Raw genomic sequence first — 18,473 nt, 5'->3', positions numbered from 1 at the left:
CGCTAACCGTCCTACTTCACATTCGCCATATCCGGCAATTGATGCGCGATGCCTTTATGGCAATCGATGCAGGTCTTCTGGCCGTTGGCCAGCTGCGTCGAGTGCGCGTCGGATGCGCGCTTGCTCTGGCGGGTGAAGTCCATCGACTCGAACTGGTGGCAGTTGCGGCATTCCAGCGAGTTGTTCGCCTTCAGACGTTCCCACTCGTTCGTCGCCAGTTGCAGGCGGTGCGCCTCGAACTTCTCGCGCGTGTCGATGGTGCCGAAGAGCTTGCCCCACACTTCCTTCGATGCCTTGATCTTGCGCGTGATCTTGTCGGTCCACTTGTGCGGCACGTGGCAGTCCGGGCAGGTGGCGCGCACGCCACTGCGGTTGGCGTAGTGGATCGTGGTGCGCAGTTCCTGGAACACGTTGTCCCGCATTTCGTGGCAGCCGGTGCAGAAGGCTTCCGTATTGGTCACCTCCAGCGCCGTGTTGAAGCCGCCCCAGAACATGATGCCTGCGATGAACGCGCCGATCACCAGGAAGCCGAGGCTCAGGTGCGCGGCGGGCCGCCACAGGATGTTCCAGTACGTCTTGAGGGCTTGTCTCATGATCGGCCTCTCACTTCTTCTTCGCGGGGGCGAGCGACGGCTTGGTCGATTTGCTCAGGATCGTATCGACGTCGACGAACTCGTTTTCCACCAGTGGCTTCAGGTCGGCCTGCGGCACGTGGCATTGCAGGCAGAAGTAGCGGCGCGGCGACAGTTCGGCGAGGAAGTTGCCCTGGCGGTCCATGAAGTGCGTGACGCTGATCATGGGCGCCTGGCTTTCCTGCGTGCGCGTCCGTGCGTGGCACATCATGCACTTGTTCGCATTCTTGTCGAGCTGGTAGCCCTCGATCTTGTGCGGCACGACCGGCGGCTGCATCGCGTAGTTGCGGGCACGCTTGATGTCGCTGTTGTCCGTGTTGGCGATCGGCGGCGGCTGCGTGGTCTGGTCGAGCGGGGTGGCGCCGCGCATGCCGTCCTGGAAGTCCGCCGCAAAGCCTGCAAGCGGTGCCAGCAGGAGCAGCGTCATGATGAATTTTTTAATGTTCATGTCAGGCTCCTATACCTTGGTGATCTTGACTGCGCACTTCTTGAAGTCGGTCTGGAACGAGATCGGGTCGGTCGCGTCCAGCGTGAGCTTGTTGACCAGTTGGCTGGCGTCGAAGAACGGCACCATCACCAGTCCGCGCGGCGGCTTGTTGCGGCCCCTTGTCTCGACACGGGTGCGCATTGTCCCGCGGCGGGACGAGACTTCGATCATGTCGCCGCGGCGCACGTTGAGCTGCTTGGCGTCGTCCGGGTGCATGTAGCAGACGGCGTTGGGCACCGCGCGGTACAGCTCGGGGACGCGGCGCGTCATGGTGCCGGTGTGCCAGTGCTCCAGCACGCGTCCGGTGGTCAGCCAGAACGGGTATTCCTTGTCCGGCGATTCCGCGGGCGGTTCGTAGGGCAGGGCGAAGATGACCGCCTTGCCGTCCGGATGGCCGTAGAACTTGAAGCCTTCACCGGCCTTGACGTACGGGTCGGTGCCTTCGCGGTAGCGCCACTGCGTTTCCTTGCCGTTGACGACCGGCCAGCGCAGGCCGCGCTCCTTGTGATAGGTGTCGAACGGAGCCAGGTCGTGACCGTGGTCGCGGCCGAACGCGGCGTATTCCTCGAACAGGCCCTTCTGGAGGTAGTAACCGAACGCCTTGGCTTCCGCGTTCGCGTAGCCTTGCTCGATCTCGGTGTTGGGGAACTTGTCCACCACGCCGTTCTTGAACAGCAGGTCGTACATGGTCTTGCCGCGCCATTGCGGCGCCTTGTCCAGCAATTCCTTCGGCCAGACTTCTTCCATCTTGAAACGCTTGGAGAATTCGACCAGCTGCCACAGGTCGGAGCGCGCCTCGCCGGGCGCATCCACCATCTGGTGCCAGAACTGCGTGCGGCGTTCTGCATTGCCGTACGCGCCTTCTTTCTCGACCCACATTGCGGTCGGCAGGATCAGGTCGGCGGCCAGCGTGGTCGCGGTCGGGTAGGCGTCCGAGACAACGATGAAGTTGGCCGGATTGCGATAGCCGGGCAGCATTTCCTGCATCACGTTCGGGCCGGCCTGCATGTTGTTGTTGCACTGGACCCAGTAGGCGTTGAGCTTGCCGTCCTTGAGCATGCGGCTCTGCACGGTCGCGTGGAAGCCCGGCTTTTCCGGAATGGTGCCCGGGGGCAGTTGCCAGATCTTCTCGGCCATCTCGCGGTGCTTCGGATTCGTGACCACCATGTCGGCGGGCAGACGGTGCGAGAAGGTGCCGACTTCGCGCGCGGTGCCGCAGGCGGACGGCTGGCCGGTCAGCGAGAACGGGCTGTTGCCGGGCGTGGAGATCTTGCCGGTGAGGAGGTGGATGTTGTACAGCAGGTTGCTGCACCACACGCCGCGCGTATGCTGGTTGAAGCCCATGGTGAAGAAGGACGTCACCTTGACCTTCGGGTCGGCGTACATCTCGGCCAGGCGCTGCAGCTTGTCCTTCGGCACGCCGGTCAGCTTCGACGTGTACTCGACATCGTAGGTGCTGACGAACTTGGCGAACTCGTCGAAGGTGATCGGCTTGCTGCCGCCCGCATCCGGGCCGGCATTCTTCGCCGCCTTCTGCAGCGGATGCTCCGGACGCAGGCCATAGCCGATGTCGGTATTGCCCTGCACGAAGCGGGTGTGCTTGTTGACGAAGTCCTTGTTGACCTTGTTGTTCTTGATGATGTAGTGGGCGATGTAGTTCAGGATCGCCAGATCGGTCTGCGGACCGAAGATCATCGGCAGGTCGGCCAGTTCATAGCTGCGGTGCTCGTAGGTCGACAGCACGCAGACCTTCACGTGCGGCGCGGACAGCTTGCGGTCGGTGATGCGGGTCCACAGGATCGGGTGCATTTCCGCCATGTTGGAGCCCCACAGCACGAAGGCGTCGGCGGCTTCGATATCCTCGTAGCAGCCCATCGGCTCGTCCATGCCGAAGGTGCGCATGAAGCCGGCCACGGCGGAGGCCATGCAGTGGCGCGCGTTCGGGTCGATGTTGTTGGAGCGGAAGCCGGCCTTGAACAGCTTGGCGGCAGCGTAGCCTTCCCAGATCGTCCACTGGCCGGAACCGAACATGCCGACGCCGGCCGGGCCCTTGTCCTTCAGTGTCTGCTTGAATTTCTGCGCCATGGTGTCGAAGGCCACATCCCACGACACCGGCGTGAAATCGCCGTTCTTGTCGTACTTGCCGTTCTTCATGCGCAGCAGCGGCTTGGTGAGGCGATCCTTGCCGTACATGATCTTCGACAGGAAGTAGCCCTTCACGCAGTTCAGGCCGCGGTTGACCTCGGCATTGATGTCCCCGTGCGTGGCCACCACGCGGCCGTCCTTGACGCCGACGTTGACGCCGCAGCCCACGCCGCAGAAGCGGCAGGCGGCCTTGTTCCACTGGATCTGCGTCTTCGAGGCGTCGGTGACGACGTTGGAGGCGATGGATTCGATCGGGATGCCGACCGATGTGGCTGCCGTCACGGCAGCGGATTGCTTGATGAAGTCGCGTCGTGTGAGCTTCATTGTGAGACCTCCTGGTCGAGAGCGGAAATCGGTTCCGCATGTTGGTATACAAGGGCAACGTCGAGGACGCCGGGCAGTGCGCGGATGGCGTCCATGATGTCGAGGGTGCGTTTGGTGCTGTCGGTTTCGAGCGTGACGACGAGCTTGCCGCTGCCGTCGGAGGCGCAGACCTCGGCGGCCGGCACGTCCTCGATGCACGAGCGTATCGAGCCGAGTTGATCGGGCTGCGCGTAGACGACGATGCCGGCGATGTGGATTTCCTGTTCCATGTCGGCCTCAGCCGGTAGGCAGCGAGCCGGTCAGCAACTGGATCATCCAGATGCTGAAGCCGTATCCGCCCACGACCGCCACGGCCAGGATCGGCGCGGTGATGACGGTCAGGAAGAGGAAGGCGCGCATCTCCTGCGCTTTTGTCGGTGCCTTGTCATTGGCGTCCATTGCTGCTCCCGTGCGTTTCAATTGGTCGAATGGCGCTGCGGTGCGTGGACGGGTTTGGCGGTCGGTGTGGCTTCTGGATCAGGTGACCGGCTTGCCTTCGACGTCGTCACTGCGTCATGCTGCGGCGCCGCTTATGCAAGGTGGATGTCACGCTTCGAGGGGGGCAATGTGCGAGCGGCACGGCGGGAATGGACTGGTAGTACTGGTGCTTCGATGCATTCGGCCCGCCGTTGGACCGTTCGCCATGCTTAGCCATTTACTTTGAAGTTCTCATGGCATCAACCTTTGCATAGCGGAAGTCATGCTATCGAAGGGGACACGTTGGCAACCTTGATCTTGATCAAGATATTCCGAGACGCTGTAGGGCTTTTGCAACGCCCTAAAAATGGGGCTTTTGAAATAAGCATGTACTTACATCAACGCCCGAATGCATCGCAGTGAGCTTATTCGGTCCAGTTCACATGCTCGAATTTGCGGTGGAAGGCTTCGGGCATCGGCACGACCCGCTTGTTGATGTAATCGAAGAAGACGAATCCCGATTTCGCCATCGCCACCAGCGTCTGGTCTTTCGGCCGGGTGATGCGGAAGGTGATGTCGCCGCCGTACTTGTTGAAGTCCATGACCCCCACCTCGAACAGCAGCTGGTCGCGCGCATGCGCCTCGGTGCGGTAGGTGGTGGCGAGGTCGGTGACGATGATGCCGATGCCGTCGCCCTGGGTTTCCTCGATGCCGAAATCGAACAGGAAGCGGGCCCGCGCTTCGGAAATCATCGAAATCATCGAGTCGTTGCCGAGATGATTCGCGCCGTTGATGTCGGTGACGCGGACGGTCAGGGTGGTGGAGTAGTAAAACTGGTCTTCGGGGAAATCGAGTTTGAGGCGGGCCATGGGGATCTCTGCGGGTGTGGCTGGGTGGTGCGGTGCGGCAATTTTAACCTGAGGGAGGGGAGGCGCGCGTATATACTGCGTGATGTGTTTTTGTTATTTATTGCTGTGTTTTTGTGCAGTGGTCTGTCGGGGCGAGCGGGTGGCAACGGCCTGAGATGGATCGGGGGCACGGGTGAGGCGGACAGTGATTCGGGTTAATCAGACGGGTGTTGTCAATCTAAATAAGGTGCAATCGTGATATCACCACTTGCTGTTGCTTGGTCGACTGTCGGGATTGGAGTGGTTCTGTCAGCGTGTGTGGGATATGGTGCTCGTGAAAAAGCAGGATTGGTTTTCGTGTTTGTTTCGCTGTTCATAGCTGGTTGCCTTGGGGTTGGACTGGCCTTACTGAACGGCGTGCTTTATCAAGCGTGTGCTGGGGTTAAAGTTTGCGCGGCGACCACGGACGAAACGGTCTGGAGTTTGGCATACCCGATACTGGCTACCCCAATATACTGGGCTGCAAAGCCCAACCTGCGTCAGGGGGCTCATAAAATCGCCGGATGACGAAGAACTTGGGAGAGAAAATTGTGATCCGGAGATGGGCCGCAGATGTTGAAAATGTTGGGCTTCGTAGCCCAACCTACCGCGCTATCGCGAATTCTTGGCCGCCTTGAGTGGTACGGTCGGTACGGACTCAACCCCCGCCGCTTTCGCCCCCGGACGCCTTTCACGCACGAGCCATGGATGCGCAAATCGCGGGCGTGATGCCACCGCAACGACGGCCGAGACCAGCAGGTGAAGCAGGCTGGCGGAAAGACGGGCAAGCGGTCGTGGTTTCATCGGACGGGTGCTCCATGCATGAATAAAGGCGATATCCGCCACATGCAGGAACAGTGCCCGTCCTGCAGGCACTTCATACGCGACGTTTGCACTATTGGAGAGCTTTTCTCTGCCGGCTGGCGCCATTCCGGTGCGTTTCATCCTCGAATCCCGGCAAAAAACCTTGGCATCATTGTTGCTAAGTCTCCATCAGCGAGAGGCGCGCATGACAACTTGTCTGCAGGACGCTTCTTGAGCATGGATGCTAGGGTTCCGGTCGCCGCAATGCGATGCCTGGTCCGAGAGCAGCCGGTTTCGAATGCCGTCGGTTCGGAGCTACACGGAGGGATAAAAGCCCGGGAGGCCATCACGTTTCTTGCAATGTGATCGCTCGCCTCTCCGACTTTATCCACTCTTGGAGCCTGACGATGCGTTCATTTCTTCTTCCGCGCGTTCTGCGCAATTTCTCCGGATACCTGCTGTGCGTCGCAATCGGACTCGGCGCCTTGTCTCCCGCACGCGCTGAAGTGAAGGTGGGCCTGTCGGACTGGCCGGGCTGGGTCGCATGGTATGTCGCCGAGCAAAAGGGCTTCTTCAAGAAGCACGGCGCGAAGGTGACGCTGGTATGGTTCCCCAACTATACCGACTCGATCGCGGCGCTGTCGGCGGGCCAGCTCGACGCCAATTCGCAGACCTGGTCGGACACGATGACGCCACTGTCCAAGGGCGTGCCCTTGAAGGCGGTGCTGGTCAATGACAACTCGGCCGGCAACGATGCGCTGATGGTCGGCCCGAAGATCAAGTCCTTTGCCGACCTGAAGGGCAAGTCCATCGCGCTGGAGCAGTACAGCATCTCGCACTTCGTGCTTGCTACGGCGCTGGCGAAAAACAATATCGGCATCAACGAGGTCAAGATTGTCAATCTCTCGGCAGGCGATGCCGCGGCCGCGTTCATGGCGGGCCGTGTCGATGCGACGGTGGTGTGGAATCCGTGGGTGTCGAAGATCCAGTCCAGCGGCAAGGGGCGCGCACTGTTTACTTCCAGGGACATGCCGGGACTGGTGCCGGACCTGCTTGTCGCGCATGGCAAAGCCTTGGGCGACAAGGCCAAGCGTGCCGAGCTCGTCGGCATGGTGCGCGCATGGTTCGAGACGGAAGCCTTCATCCGCGCCAATCCCGACGAGGCGATCCGCATCATGGCGAAGGTGGTCAGCCTGCCGCCGGCCGAGTACAAGGTGTTCCTGCCCGGCACACGCTTCTTCAATGCCGGCGACAACAGCGCTGCCTTCGACGCGAAGCAGCCGCAGTCGCTGGTCGCCGTCGGCCCCATCATCCACAAGTTCCTCAGCGAGAACAAGCTGATCGAAGCGCCTGTCGACTACGCGAAGGGCCTCGATTCCTCGCTGCTTGCCGACGCACTCAAGCACTAAGCATCATGCCGAACCTGATGCCGGACAATCCGGCCGGATCGCGGGCGAAGGCCACGCGCAACCGGCGTTCGCCCTGGGCCGTGCGCGGTGAGATTCCGCATGCTGCATTCCTCGCGCTGGCCGTGCTGGGCTTCATTCTGCCTTTCGTCGCATGGAGTCTTGCCTCCGCCAGCGGCTGGGTGGACAACGTCTTCCTGCCTGCGCCGGTCGACGTCCTGCTGCGGTTGCGTGACTGGCTGCTTGCCGATGACTTGCTGAACGATATCGGGATCAGCATCGGCCGCGTGTTCGGAGGCTTTGCGTTGGCGGCGGTACTGGCGCTGCCGCTGGGCGTGATGATCGGCACCTATGCCCCGGTGCGCGCCTTGCTGGAGCCGCTGGCCGACTTCAGCCGCTACCTGCCGGCGGTGGCCTTCATTCCGCTGATCCTGCTGTGGGTCGGCATCGACGAGAGCGCCAAGGTGGCGGTGATCTTTGTCGGCACGTTCTTCCAGATGGTGCTGATGATCGCCGAGGACATCGCCCGCGTGCCGAATGCGCCGGTCGAGGCGGCGCGGACCATGGGCGCGACCAATGGCGAAATCGTGCAGCACGTGCTGATTCCCGCTGCACGTCCGGCGATGCTCGACACCCTGCGCGCCAACATGGGACTAGCCTGGACCTACCTCGTGGTGGCAGAGCTGGTGGCTGCCAGTTCCGGTCTCGGATTTGCGATCCTCAAGGCGCAGCGTTTCCTGCAGACCGACAAGATCTTCGCCGGCATTCTGCTGATCGGCCTGGTCGGCCTGCTGACCGACCAGGCATTCCGCTGGCTGCACCGCCGGTGCTTTCGCTGGCACCACCTGAGGAGCTGAAGCCATGCCCATCAAGATCAGCGTGCGCGGGCTGGATAAATACTACGGACGCGGCAGCCGCAGCACGCATGCCTTGCAGGACGTGAATCTCGATATCGGCGAGGGCGAATTCGTCACGCTCGTCGGCGCGTCGGGCTGCGGCAAATCCACCCTGCTGCGGACCATCGGCGGACTGGAGGAATATGCCGACGGCGACATCCTCTGCAACGGGCGCATCGTCGACGGCGCAGGGCCCGACCGGGCGATGGTATTCCAGAGCTACAGCCTGTACCCGTGGCTGACGGTCACCGACAACATCAAATTCTGCCGGCGCCTGGGCCACCATCGGGGCAACGCGACCTCGGCCGACGTGGAATTCGCCGCCGGCCGGGCGGATGCGCTGATTGCATTGATGGGCCTGTCGCATGTCGCCCATGCCTATCCGGCCGAACTGTCCGGCGGCATGCAGCAGCGCGTCGCCATTGCGCGCGCCCTGATGGCGCGGCCCGACGTGCTCCTGATGGACGAGCCCTTCGGCGCGCTCGATGCGCAGACGCGCGAGGTGATGCACGACCTGATCCGCCACGTCTACCTGCTGGAGAAGACCACGGTCGTCTTCGTCACGCATGACGTGGAGGAGGCGATCTACCTCGGCCAGCGCGTCGTGGTGATGGCGCCGCGTCCCGGACGCATCGACTCCATCGTCGATGTTCCCTTCGGCCGCGAACGCCGCCAGGACCTGAAGCTGAGTCCCGAATTCACCGCGCTCAAGCGCCGGATACTGGATCGCATCCGCGAGACGTCCGGCATCAAGACTGACCTGGAGCAGCTCGAGAAGCTGACCCGAACCACACCTGCCTGAGTCACTGGAGACATGACATGAATGACACGCAACGCGATACCGTCGACGTACCGGACATGGCGTCCGAACTCGCGCCCGGCATCGCCTCCGACAAGATCCTGTGGACCGAACTGTTCCCGGGAGGCGGCCACTGGTCGTATCGCGTCAGGCGCGGCACCACGCTGCGCTTCACCGATCTCGAAGGCGGCGCCAATGTGGCTGTCCTGCTGTACCGTGGCGACGAGCGCCTGGAAAGGCTGAACCTGCCCGACACACTCAAGGCGCAGCACACCGCCCATCTCACCGCCGGCAACGTGCTGTATTCGGACATGGGACGCATCCTGGCCGCGATCAGCGCCGATACTGTCGGTTGGCACGACCCGTTGTGCGGCGTGTCCGACGCCGCCCTGGTCCGCGCGAAATACGGCGAGCGCCGCTACCAGGAACACCGCAACGCGATGTACCGCAACGGCAAGGACAGCCTGCTGATCGAAATCGGAAAGTGGGGCCTTGGCCTGCGCGACCTGGTGCCGAACGTCAACCTGTTTTCCAAGGTGACGGTCGACGGCGATGGCCGTTTCCATTTCGTGCCCGGGCATTCACGGAGGGGGGACTGCGTCGAGCTGCGCTTCGAGATGGACACGCTGATCGCGCTCTCGACCGCGCCACATCCGCTCGACCCGAATCCCGACTACGCACCGAAAAAGGTCGGCGTCGCCGCCTGGCACTCCGGCTCCGCCGGCCCCGACGATCCCTGCCGCCTGTCCTGTCCGGAAAACCGTCGCGGCTACACCAACACCGAACTCATTTACCGCTAGGAGACAGCGATGACAACCCTGCGCGAAAGCACGCTCGACCCTTCCTCCGCCATCCTCGACCACTACCAGCCGGCCGGCGAACCCTGGCTGCACAGGGTCGCGCGCGGCCAGACCTTCCGCATCGTCGACCTGGAAGGCAACCAGGCCGTCGACACGATTTTCTACAACGCCGAGGACACGGCAGAAAGCTACAGCGTGACCGACACGCTGCAGCGGCAGGGCGGCATCTACCTCAGCACCGGCTCCGTCCTCTGCTCCAATCGCGGCAGGGCGATGCTGACCATCGTTGCCGACACTTGCGGCAGGCACGACACGCTTGGCGGCGCCTGCGCGGCGGAGAGCAATACCGTGCGCTACGCGCTCCAGAAGAAGTTCATGCACAGCTGCCGCGACAACTACCTGCTGGCCCTTGCGCATGCGGACATCGGCATGGGCAAGCGCGACCTCGTGCCCAACATTAACTTCTTCATGAACGTGCCGGTCACGCCGGACGGTGGTCTGAGTTTCGAGGACGGCCTTTCGGCGCCGGGAAAGTACGTCGAGATGCGTGCCGAGATGGATGTGCTGGTGCTGGTGTCGAACTGTCCGCAGCTCAACAACCCCTGCAATGCCTACAATCCGACGCCTGTGCGCTTCGTCATCTGGGACAGGGAAGGCTGAATCCATGTTCGACAAGATCCTGATCGCCAACCGCGGCGAAATTGCGTGCCGCGTGATCCGCACCGCGCGGCGCATGGGTATCCAGACAGTCGCCGTGTATTCCGAGGCCGACGTGGAGTCGCTGCACGTGCGCCTGGCGGACGAGGCCGTTTGCGTCGGGCCGGCGGCGGCATCCGAAAGCTATCTCTCGGCCGGGAAAGTGCTCGACGCGGCAAGGCAGTCCGGCGCGCAAGCCATCCATCCCGGCTACGGCTTCATGAGCGAGAATGCCGGCTTTGCGGAGGCTTGCGCGGCGGACGGCATCGTGTTCATCGGACCGACGCCGCAGCAGATGCGCGCCTTCGGCCTGAAGCACACAGCGCGAGAACTGGCGCAGCGCGCCGATGTCCCCCTGCTGCCGGGCACAGGCCTGCTGCAGGATAGGGACGAAGCCGTGCGCGAGGCCGCGCGCATCGGTTACCCGGTCATGCTCAAGAGCACCGCCGGCGGGGGCGGCATCGGCATGCGGCTGTGCCGCGACGCGGACGAACTGCAAGGCGCCTACGCCTCGGTCAAGCACCTGTCGGAAAACAATTTCAAGAACAGCGGCATCTACCTCGAAAAGTTCGTACAGAACGCGCGCCATGTCGAAGTGCAGATTTTCGGCGACGGCAGGGGCGGGGTGGTTTCGCTTGGCGAGCGTGACTGCTCGGTGCAGCGGCGCAACCAGAAGGTGATCGAGGAAACCCCCGCGCCCGGACTGAGCGAGGAGACGCGGCAGGCCTTGGCGGCCACCGCCGTGCGCCTGGCGAGATCGATCGCCTATCTGTCGGCGGGCACCGTCGAATACGTGCTCGACGCCGACACCGGCGCCTTCTACTTCCTGGAGGTGAACACGCGCCTGCAGGTCGAGCACGGCGTGACCGAGGAAGTGTTCGGCGTCGATCTGGTGGAGTGGATGATCCGTGCCGCCACGGACGGTTTCGAGCTGCCGCCGCAGGATTCGCTCCGGTGCCGCGGGCATGCAATGCAGCTGCGGGTGTACGCCGAGGATCCGGCAAAGAATTTCCAGCCGTCGTCCGGCGTGCTGACGGCAGTTGAATTCGCGGATGACCTGCGTGTGGATACCTGGGTCGAGCGCGGTGTCACTGTCAGTCCCTTTTACGACCCGCTGGTCGCCAAGCTGATTGTCAGGCGCGATGACCGCGCGTCGTCGATCGCCGCATTGGCCTGCGCCTTGCGGACGACGCGCATCGACGGCATCGAAACCAACCTTGCCTACCTCGCCGGCATACTGGGCTACGGCACCTTCCAGGAAGGCCGTCAGACCACCCAGATGCTGGCCTCGATGCCTTACCGGCCGCGTACGGTTGACGTGCTGGACGGGGGCATCCAGACCACCGTGCAGGATTATCCGGGGCGGCTGGGCTTGTGGGCGGTGGGCATTCCACCCTCCGGCCCGATGGATGCGTACGCCCATCGCTGCGCGAACCACCTGCTCGGCAACGATGACGATGCGGCCACGCTCGAAATGACGCTCCACGGTGCCACGCTGCGTTTCAATTGCGATTGCACCATCGCGCTGGCGGGCGCGGACATGGGCGCTGTAGTGAGCGGAACGGATGGCACGCGCAGCCTGCGCAACTGGCAGACGCATACCATCCTTGCGGGCGAGACCCTGCGCTGCAGTGACGTGTCGGGCGCGGGTGTGCGCGGCTACATCGCGTTCAGCGGCGGCCTCGATGCGCCGCCCTACCTGGGCAGCCGCGCTACCTTCACGCTCGGCAATTTCGGCGGGCACGGCGGCAGGTCGCTGCGTGCCGGCGACGTACTGAAGCTGAATCCATCGTCGGCCATCCCGCGCCGCCTCGGTACAGGCGCGATGCCGCTCTATACGCATGCATGGGAGATCGCGGTGCACTATGGGCCGCACGGGGCGCCGGACTTTTTCACCGACGAAGACATCGCCATGTTCTTCGGCACCGACTGGCAGGTGCATTTCAACTCCAGCCGCACCGGCGTGCGATTGGTGGGGCCGAAGCCGCGCTGGGCGCGGACAGATGGCGGCGAGGCAGGCCTGCATCCGTCCAACATCCACGACAACGCCTATGCGATCGGTTCCATCGATTTCACCGGAGACATGCCGGTGATCCTTGGTCCGGACGGACCCAGCCTCGGCGGTTTCGTCTGCCCCGCGGTGATCGTGTCGGCAGACTTGTGGAAGATCGGTCAGCTCAAGCCCGGCGATACCGTGCGTTTCATCCGCGTATCCCCAGTGGAGGCGGCGGCCATGCGCGCGGCGCAGGAGAGCGTCTTCGAGAAAACGACGAAAGCGTCCCCCATCTTCATTCCACCGCGCAGCGATGCGGGCAAGGCGGCGCCGGCAGTCATGTGCAGCGGCGTGCTCGCGGATGGAACGCAGGTGGTCTATCGCCGCGCCGGCGACGACTACCTGCTGGTGGAATTCGGTGAGCTGGTGCTCGACATCAACCTGCGCTTCCGCGTGCATGCGTTGATGCAGGCGATCGAACAGGCGCGTCTGGAGGGCGTGATCGACCTGACCCCGGGCATCCGTTCGCTGCAGGTGCATTTCGATCATCGCCGGTTGCCGGGCGACCGGCTTGTACACCTGGTCGACAGCCTGATTGTCCGCCTGCCGCCAGTGGACCACATGATGGTGCCGTCGCGCATCGTGCACTTGCCGCTGGCGTGGAACGACTCCCAGACCCGTCTGGCGATCCAGAAATACCAGACCACGGTGCGCCCCGATGCCCCATGGTGTCCGAGCAATATCGAATTCATCCGTCGCATCAACGGCCTGGATTCCATCGATGACGTGTATGACGTGGTGTTCAACGCCAGCTACATGGTGCTGGGATTGGGCGACGTGTATCTCGGCGCGCCGGTCGCCACGCCCATCGATCCGCGCCATCGCCTGGTGACCACCAAGTACAACCCGGCCCGTACCTGGACGCCGGAGAACGCGGTCGGCATCGGCGGCGCCTACCTGTGCGTGTACGGCATGGAAGGCCCCGGCGGCTACCAGTTCGTCGGCCGCACGGTGCAGATGTGGAATCGCTACCGCCAGACGGAAAGCTTCCGCGACAGCAAGCCGTGGCTGCTGCGCTTTTTCGACCAGATCCGCTTTTACGAAGTGAGCGAGGAAGAATTGCTGGCACACCGGCGCGATTTCCCGCTCGGGCGCTTCAACGTGAAGATCGAGGAAACGCAATTTTCGCTAGCTGACTACAACCGTTTCCTGTCGCGCGAAAAGGAGGCGATCGCGACCTTCAAGCAGCGGCAGCAGACGGCATTCGACGCCGAGCGCGAACGCTGGCGCAGCATGGGGCAGGCCGAATGGGTCGGTGAGGAGGCCGCCTCCGGCGAGGCCTCGGACATGGAACTGCCGGAGGGCTGCCGGCACCTGTCGGCAATCGTTCCGGGAAGCGTATGGAAAGTCATGGTGGAGCCGGATACGGAGGTCGCCGAAGGGGAAACGCTGGCGATCCTGGAGTCGATGAAGATGGAAATCCCGCTCGTCGCCACCCATGCCGGCGTGCTGGTCGAATGGCTGGTGAACGAGGGGACACCGGTCGGCGCCGGCCAGCGTATCGCGGTATTCAGGGAAGCAGTGCAGTCACTTCAGTAATGAAATTCAATAACTCACTCAAGGGAGCGCGTATGTCATTTCATCGTCACATCACCATTACGTTTGCCGCGGCCGGCCTGCTGGCCGCCGGCGCAGCCACTGCCCAGGACGCGGCAAAACTGACCGGCCACATCGACCTGGTCAGCCGCTACGTCCTGCGCGGCATATCCACCACCTACGGACCGTTCGATCCCGGCTTCGGCAATCCCGGCGGCGACGCGCCGGAATCCGACCGGGTCGCCCTGCAGTGGGGCGCGGACTGGGTGCATCCCTCCGGCTTCTACCTGGGCTACTTCGGATCGACCATCAATTACTCGTACAAGCGCGTCGGCCAGTCGTACACCGATCGCAGCATCACCGACTTCCAGACCGACAAGTCGATCGAGAACGATATCTACGGCGGCTATACCGGCACCATCGGCGACATCGGCTATACCGTGGGCCTGACGGGCTACGTGTACCTCAACGGCAAGAGCTCGAACGCGTTCGAAACCAAGCTCGGCCTGTCCTACGGCGACTTCAGCCTGAACGCGCAAACCCTGCTCAAGGACGTGGTCTGGGGCAACAAGGGCGATACCTACTGGACGCTCAACTATACAAAGGGACTGCCGAACGACCTGACGCTGACCGCTTCGCTGGGGTACTACCGCTACGACAAGGAGGGGAAATTCCTCGGTTCGGCGGATACGCTGGCGGGCGCCGCCTGTCCCGGCGGACAAAGCTTTTTCGTCAATGGCTGTTACGCCGGCGGCGCACCTTCGAGCGGAGGTTTTCGCCATCTGATCGTCGGCATTACGCAGCCGATCGGACAAACGGGAGTGACGTGGGGCCTGCAGGGGCTGCTTGCGGGAGACAACCGTTTCGGCGTGAAGCAGGGCAACAAGCTGCTGGCCAGCTTGAGCTACGGGTTTTGATTCGCGAGCGTGGAAAGGCCGATCTTCGAAAGCCGCGCCGAACGGGCGTGGCATTCAAGGAATGGACCTCATTCATGTTGAATCCCAATCCATAAGGTGCCGTGCGTGATTGGTTATTCAGGCACAACCGCAACCGACCTGCTGCCCAGGCCGGAGCGTTCGAGCCAGGTAAATACAGAATCCGCCGTCACCGTTTCGATGCGGTCCGAAAAGCGTTTCTCGAACGGATGGTCGTCGAACGCCACATTGGCCGCGCTGAGGCGCCCGCCCAGGCGGGTCAGCGCGCCGAGCTTCAACGTGGCCGGCCGGTAGTCGCGCAACTGCAGCCATGCCTGTGCCTGCGTGCGCGAGCGGATCGACGGTTCCATCGCGGCGGCAATGGTCTCGATGGCCCACTGGTTCGATTGCTGGTAGGTCTTGCCCCATGCATAGCTGACGATGCTGTAGGGTTTGTGATGCATCTTCGCCGCCGACCTGCTGTCCGTGAGGACCGGCAGCAGCCTGGCCTGCATGTCGGGCGACAGCATCGAGAAGGCGGCCTCGTAACGCCACAGGTCGTCGAGGAAGAACTCCCCCAGTCCCTGGCGGTAGATTGCCGCTTCCGCCGTGCCGCAATGATTGAGCTTGTGCACCACGCGCCACACGCGGCCGCCCTTGCTATCCGGCTGCCGGTAGGCGAGTCCCACATGCGAATAGTGCACGCCGTATTGCGTCAGATCCTGCCCGGCGCGCGCCAGGACGACGACATCCTGGTCGAGCGAATCGAGCATGTCCTGCGTGCGCGCGGCGAGCGTCAATCCACGCTCGATGGTCTGTACTGTCGGGCGCTTCTGCTCGCAGGAGCGCCCGGCCCAGGCGGCCGTCGCGATCATTGCCGCCGCAACGGCGACGGCGATCCTTGTCAGTCTTTGCATGGCCGGCCTCAGTAAGTCAGGCGCTCGTTGTGGAGCAGGGCCTGCCCCAGCGCATTGGGAATGAAGGCGATCGCTTCGCCCGCCGCTGAAAGGATGACGCCGGCGCCGATCACGCTGACGACGACGGCAGTGCCGGCGGCCATGCCGGACATCGCGAGGGCATCGCCCGCGATGCGCAGGCTGACGCGCGCGCCGTCCGAGGCACGCTCCAGCACGATCACCGTGGCATGTGCGCTCGCTTCCACTGCCTTGACCACCAGTACGGCGCCGGCAACCGACAGCATGGCAGGGACAGCGATGACCGCGCTGGCTGCCGAGCCCGCAACCATAACGGAGGCGACGGGCAGGGCGGAGATCGCACTCAATGCCGAGGCATCGCTCTGTGCGTGTACGGGAAGGATGGCGCCCGAAGCGATCAGGATCGATGCAAGCAGGGATACGGCAAAACGTTTGTTCATGACATTCTCCAGGGGACAAGTAATCAGGCGGCTTCCTGCGAGCGGGACGCGGCGCGGGCTTCAAGCAGGTCGGCTTCATGCTTGTCGCGCAGCGTCTTGGCCAGTGTGAACGCGCAGGTGATGAGGTACAGCCAGCTCACGCCGAGGAAGGCCTTGTAGGTCTCGTTGATTTCCATGCGCAGCAGGCCCCAGCCGGTGAGCGCCATGGCGAGGAAGAAGCTGGTCCACACGACATAGCGGAACAGCGGCGTGTCGGCGGGCTTGCCTTCGCGGCGGCTCTGTTCGGTATCGCGCACGAACTTGGCGAGGACGAAGGCCGTGGTCAGGCAGAAGAAGTAGCCCATGACCATGAAGGCACGGTCGAGGTCCTTGCCCGGCAGCCAGGCGAGGCCGACGCCGCACAGGAAGGCGGCGACGGCGAAGGAAACCCAGACTTGAATCTGCCAGGCGCTGGTATCGCGGTGAATCAGGACTTTCATTGCATTCCTCTCTGTGGTTGCGGGGTGAGAGGAGTGTCCCTGAAAGTCGCGGGAAAGGATCGCTATTTGATCCGGGTGTTCTTGTGAAGATCCCCCGGTATCACGATCCGATACCGGAGCCCGTTTTAACGCGAGACCTCGACCGTTGCCGTCTTGCCCGGACGGATGTCGAGGTACAGCCGGGTGGCCGTGCGCGTCACCGGTACCGCGGTGCCGTCGGCGAGGCGCGCGGTGACGTTGCCGGACCAGTCTTCCTTGACCGGCAGGCTGACCGTCAGCGGCGCGGTGCAGAGCGACGCATTGAAGCTGCCGTCGACCGTCACCGTCGCCTGGCTCGACGACGCCGCCGTGGCGGTGACGGATACCTGCGGACGGCACAGGCGGTAGCGCGCCACGTTCAGGTAGGTATCGGCCCACAGGGATGATGAGAACTGGCCGGCGTACGTCAGGTGATCGCGCAGGAATTGCGACGTGACCGGACTCCAGCCGTCGCCATCCACGCCATGGCCGCCGGCGACGAACCAGCCGCCGTTGTCGACGACGAAGCGCAGCTGGCCGTTGACGGTCGCGAGGGCTTCCGCGAGCGAGCCGTCATGCGCCTGGTCGAAGAACGCAAACTGGTAATTGCTTTCGCCGGTCGACATCTTGCGCACGGAGAAGTGACGCGCCTCGGCCACGCCCAGCGCCCGCGAGGTGTACGAATGCCATGGAAACGCAAACGTGAGCGGTTTGGTGCCCAGTTTCTGGGCGATGCGATCCTGCGCCGCGTTGATCTCGGTCTGGAGCGCGGCGTCGGACACCGAGGGATCGCCCATGTCGACTTCATGCGTCATCGAATGATTGCCGATCTCGTGCCCGCGTCCGGCGATGTCCTTCCAGAAATTCCATTCATCGTCAGCGATGATTCCCGGAATGATGTAGAAGGTCGCCCGCAGGCCGAAGCTCTCGAAGATGCCCGCAATTGTCGCGCTCGACTGATAGCCGTCGTCAAAGGTGTACGAGGCGGCCGCGGTCTTGTCCCCCTTGTACTTCGTGATGGACGGCGCGGTCAGGTCGAAGCAGCGGTCGATGATGGCGTTGCAGTCCGCGGGCGTGGGTGACGGCGTTGGCGTGGGCGTTGGGGATGGTGTCGGAGAGGGCGTCGGCGATGGTGCGGGTGTGGTGGTTTCGACTTCGCAGATCTTGTCGGCGCCCGGAAGCGGGTCGCCGAAGACATCGTTGTTGCAGCCGATCGAGCCGGTCGCGGTACGCGTCACGAAGGTCCCGTTGAGGCCGTAGCGGACCTGGCGCGTACCGGAAAAGGAACACGTCTGCCATTCATCGGCGCACTTGCTCCATGTCGGTGAAGGCGTGGGAGTTGGCGTTGGAGTTGGCGTCGGCGTGGGAGTTGGCGTGGGAGTTGGCGTCGGCGACATCGTCGCGTACTCGCAAATCTTGTCGGCACCGGGAAGCGGGTCGCCGAAGACATCGTTATTGCAACCGATCGATCCGGTGGCGGTTCGCGTGACCCAGGTGCCGTCCAGGCCGTAACGCACTTGCGTCGTTCCGGAGAAGCTGCATACCTGCCATTCGTCCGCGCACTTGATCCAGACTTCCGGCGCCATCACGGATGTCGGCTTCGGCCCTGCCGCCGCCGCTCTGTCCTCTCCTCCCCCGCCGCATGCGCTCAATCCGCTGACCAGTGCCAAAACAAGACTGCTTGGAACACGCGTTTTCTTCATGGGGGAGGACTCCTCGCTGTTCGATGGATGGAGTCTTCATGCTAGAGGCGAGGCGTCATGTGG

Annotated in this window: 18 protein-coding genes and 1 riboswitch; of the genes, 7 read left to right on the top strand and 11 right to left on the bottom strand. The window is 63.2% G+C overall.

The window, feature by feature from the left end:
• Positions 1-11 precede the first annotated feature (11 nt).
• The 7 genes from AC3WOY_RS11185 to AC3WOY_RS11155 form a co-directional block, all read right to left on the bottom strand.
• Entirely contained in the window at positions 12-593 is a 582-nt protein-coding gene (locus AC3WOY_RS11185) for a NapC/NirT family cytochrome c (RefSeq protein WP_492423692.1), read from the bottom strand.
• Positions 594-603: 10 nt separating this feature from the next.
• Positions 604-1,080: a nitrate reductase cytochrome c-type subunit gene (locus AC3WOY_RS11180; RefSeq protein ID WP_492423690.1), complete on the bottom strand. Its 477-nt coding sequence runs from the start codon at positions 1,078-1,080 to the stop codon at positions 604-606.
• Positions 1,081-1,089: 9 nt separating this feature from the next.
• Positions 1,090-3,588, bottom strand: a complete 2,499-nt coding sequence (gene napA, locus AC3WOY_RS11175; protein WP_492423688.1) for a nitrate reductase catalytic subunit NapA — start codon at positions 3,586-3,588, stop codon at positions 1,090-1,092.
• Entirely contained in the window at positions 3,585-3,857 is a 273-nt protein-coding gene (locus AC3WOY_RS11170; RefSeq protein ID WP_492423686.1) for a chaperone NapD, read from the bottom strand. The genes napA and AC3WOY_RS11170 overlap by 4 nt, the downstream gene beginning before the upstream one ends.
• 7 nt (positions 3,858-3,864) lie before the next feature.
• On the bottom strand, positions 3,865-4,026 hold the full coding sequence (locus tag AC3WOY_RS11165) for a periplasmic nitrate reductase, NapE protein (protein WP_492423684.1): 162 nt from the start codon (positions 4,024-4,026) through the stop codon (positions 3,865-3,867).
• Positions 4,027-4,469: 443 nt separating this feature from the next.
• On the bottom strand, positions 4,470-4,913 hold the full coding sequence (locus AC3WOY_RS11160) for a thioesterase family protein (protein ID WP_492423682.1): 444 nt from the start codon (positions 4,911-4,913) through the stop codon (positions 4,470-4,472).
• Between the two features lie 630 nt (positions 4,914-5,543).
• The gene (locus tag AC3WOY_RS11155; RefSeq protein WP_492423680.1) at positions 5,544-5,876 is read right to left on the bottom strand and encodes a hypothetical protein; all 333 of its coding nucleotides are present in this window, start codon (positions 5,874-5,876) and stop codon (positions 5,544-5,546) included.
• Between the two features lie 92 nt (positions 5,877-5,968).
• Positions 5,969-6,079: riboswitch (guanidine-I (ykkC/yxkD leader) on the top strand.
• A 63-nt stretch (positions 6,080-6,142) separates the two neighbouring features.
• On the opposite strand from AC3WOY_RS11155, the gene AC3WOY_RS11150 reads away from it, so the two are divergent.
• The 7 genes from AC3WOY_RS11150 to AC3WOY_RS11120 are packed head-to-tail and all read left to right on the top strand — an operon-like array spanning position 6,143 to position 14,838.
• Positions 6,143-7,144 (top strand): ABC transporter substrate-binding protein, encoded by a 1,002-nt coding sequence (locus AC3WOY_RS11150; protein ID WP_492423678.1) that lies wholly within the window; start codon positions 6,143-6,145, stop codon positions 7,142-7,144.
• Between the two features lie 5 nt (positions 7,145-7,149).
• Positions 7,150-7,998 carry an ABC transporter permease gene (locus tag AC3WOY_RS11145; RefSeq protein WP_492423676.1) on the top strand — a complete coding sequence of 283 codons (849 nt, stop codon included), beginning with the start codon at positions 7,150-7,152 and terminating at the stop codon, positions 7,996-7,998.
• A gap of 4 nt (positions 7,999-8,002) precedes the next feature.
• Entirely contained in the window at positions 8,003-8,839 is an 837-nt protein-coding gene (locus AC3WOY_RS11140) for an ABC transporter ATP-binding protein (protein WP_492423674.1), read from the top strand.
• Positions 8,840-8,895: 56 nt separating this feature from the next.
• Positions 8,896-9,636 carry an urea amidolyase associated protein UAAP1 gene (locus tag AC3WOY_RS11135; protein ID WP_492429263.1) on the top strand — a complete coding sequence of 247 codons (741 nt, stop codon included), beginning with the start codon at positions 8,896-8,898 and terminating at the stop codon, positions 9,634-9,636.
• A 9-nt stretch (positions 9,637-9,645) separates the two neighbouring features.
• Positions 9,646-10,296, top strand: coding sequence for an urea amidolyase associated protein UAAP2 (locus AC3WOY_RS11130; RefSeq protein WP_492423672.1), 651 nt, complete (start codon positions 9,646-9,648; stop codon positions 10,294-10,296).
• A gap of 4 nt (positions 10,297-10,300) precedes the next feature.
• Positions 10,301-13,924 (top strand): urea carboxylase, encoded by a 3,624-nt coding sequence (gene uca, locus AC3WOY_RS11125; protein ID WP_492423670.1) that lies wholly within the window; start codon positions 10,301-10,303, stop codon positions 13,922-13,924.
• Positions 13,925-13,956: 32 nt separating this feature from the next.
• Positions 13,957-14,838, top strand: coding sequence for a TorF family putative porin (locus AC3WOY_RS11120; protein ID WP_492423668.1), 882 nt, complete (start codon positions 13,957-13,959; stop codon positions 14,836-14,838).
• Positions 14,839-14,951: 113 nt separating this feature from the next.
• On the opposite strand, the gene AC3WOY_RS11115 is transcribed toward AC3WOY_RS11120, so the two are convergent.
• The 4 genes from AC3WOY_RS11115 to AC3WOY_RS11100 form a co-directional block, all read right to left on the bottom strand.
• Complete coding sequence (locus AC3WOY_RS11115; RefSeq protein WP_492423666.1) at positions 14,952-15,752, bottom strand: DUF2145 domain-containing protein; 801 nt, start codon at positions 15,750-15,752, stop codon at positions 14,952-14,954.
• An 8-nt stretch (positions 15,753-15,760) separates the two neighbouring features.
• On the bottom strand, positions 15,761-16,210 hold the full coding sequence (locus AC3WOY_RS11110; RefSeq protein WP_492423664.1) for a hypothetical protein: 450 nt from the start codon (positions 16,208-16,210) through the stop codon (positions 15,761-15,763).
• Positions 16,211-16,233: 23 nt separating this feature from the next.
• Positions 16,234-16,689: a YiaA/YiaB family inner membrane protein gene (locus AC3WOY_RS11105; protein ID WP_492423662.1), complete on the bottom strand. Its 456-nt coding sequence runs from the start codon at positions 16,687-16,689 to the stop codon at positions 16,234-16,236.
• Between the two features lie 125 nt (positions 16,690-16,814).
• Positions 16,815-18,410, bottom strand: a complete 1,596-nt coding sequence (locus AC3WOY_RS11100) for a polysaccharide deacetylase family protein (protein WP_492423660.1) — start codon at positions 18,408-18,410, stop codon at positions 16,815-16,817.
• Between the last annotated feature and the right edge of the window lie 63 nt (positions 18,411-18,473).

Source organism: Noviherbaspirillum sp. FW303-A3, assembly GCF_058788695.1.
This window is presented reverse-complemented; position numbering and strand designations above follow the sequence as displayed.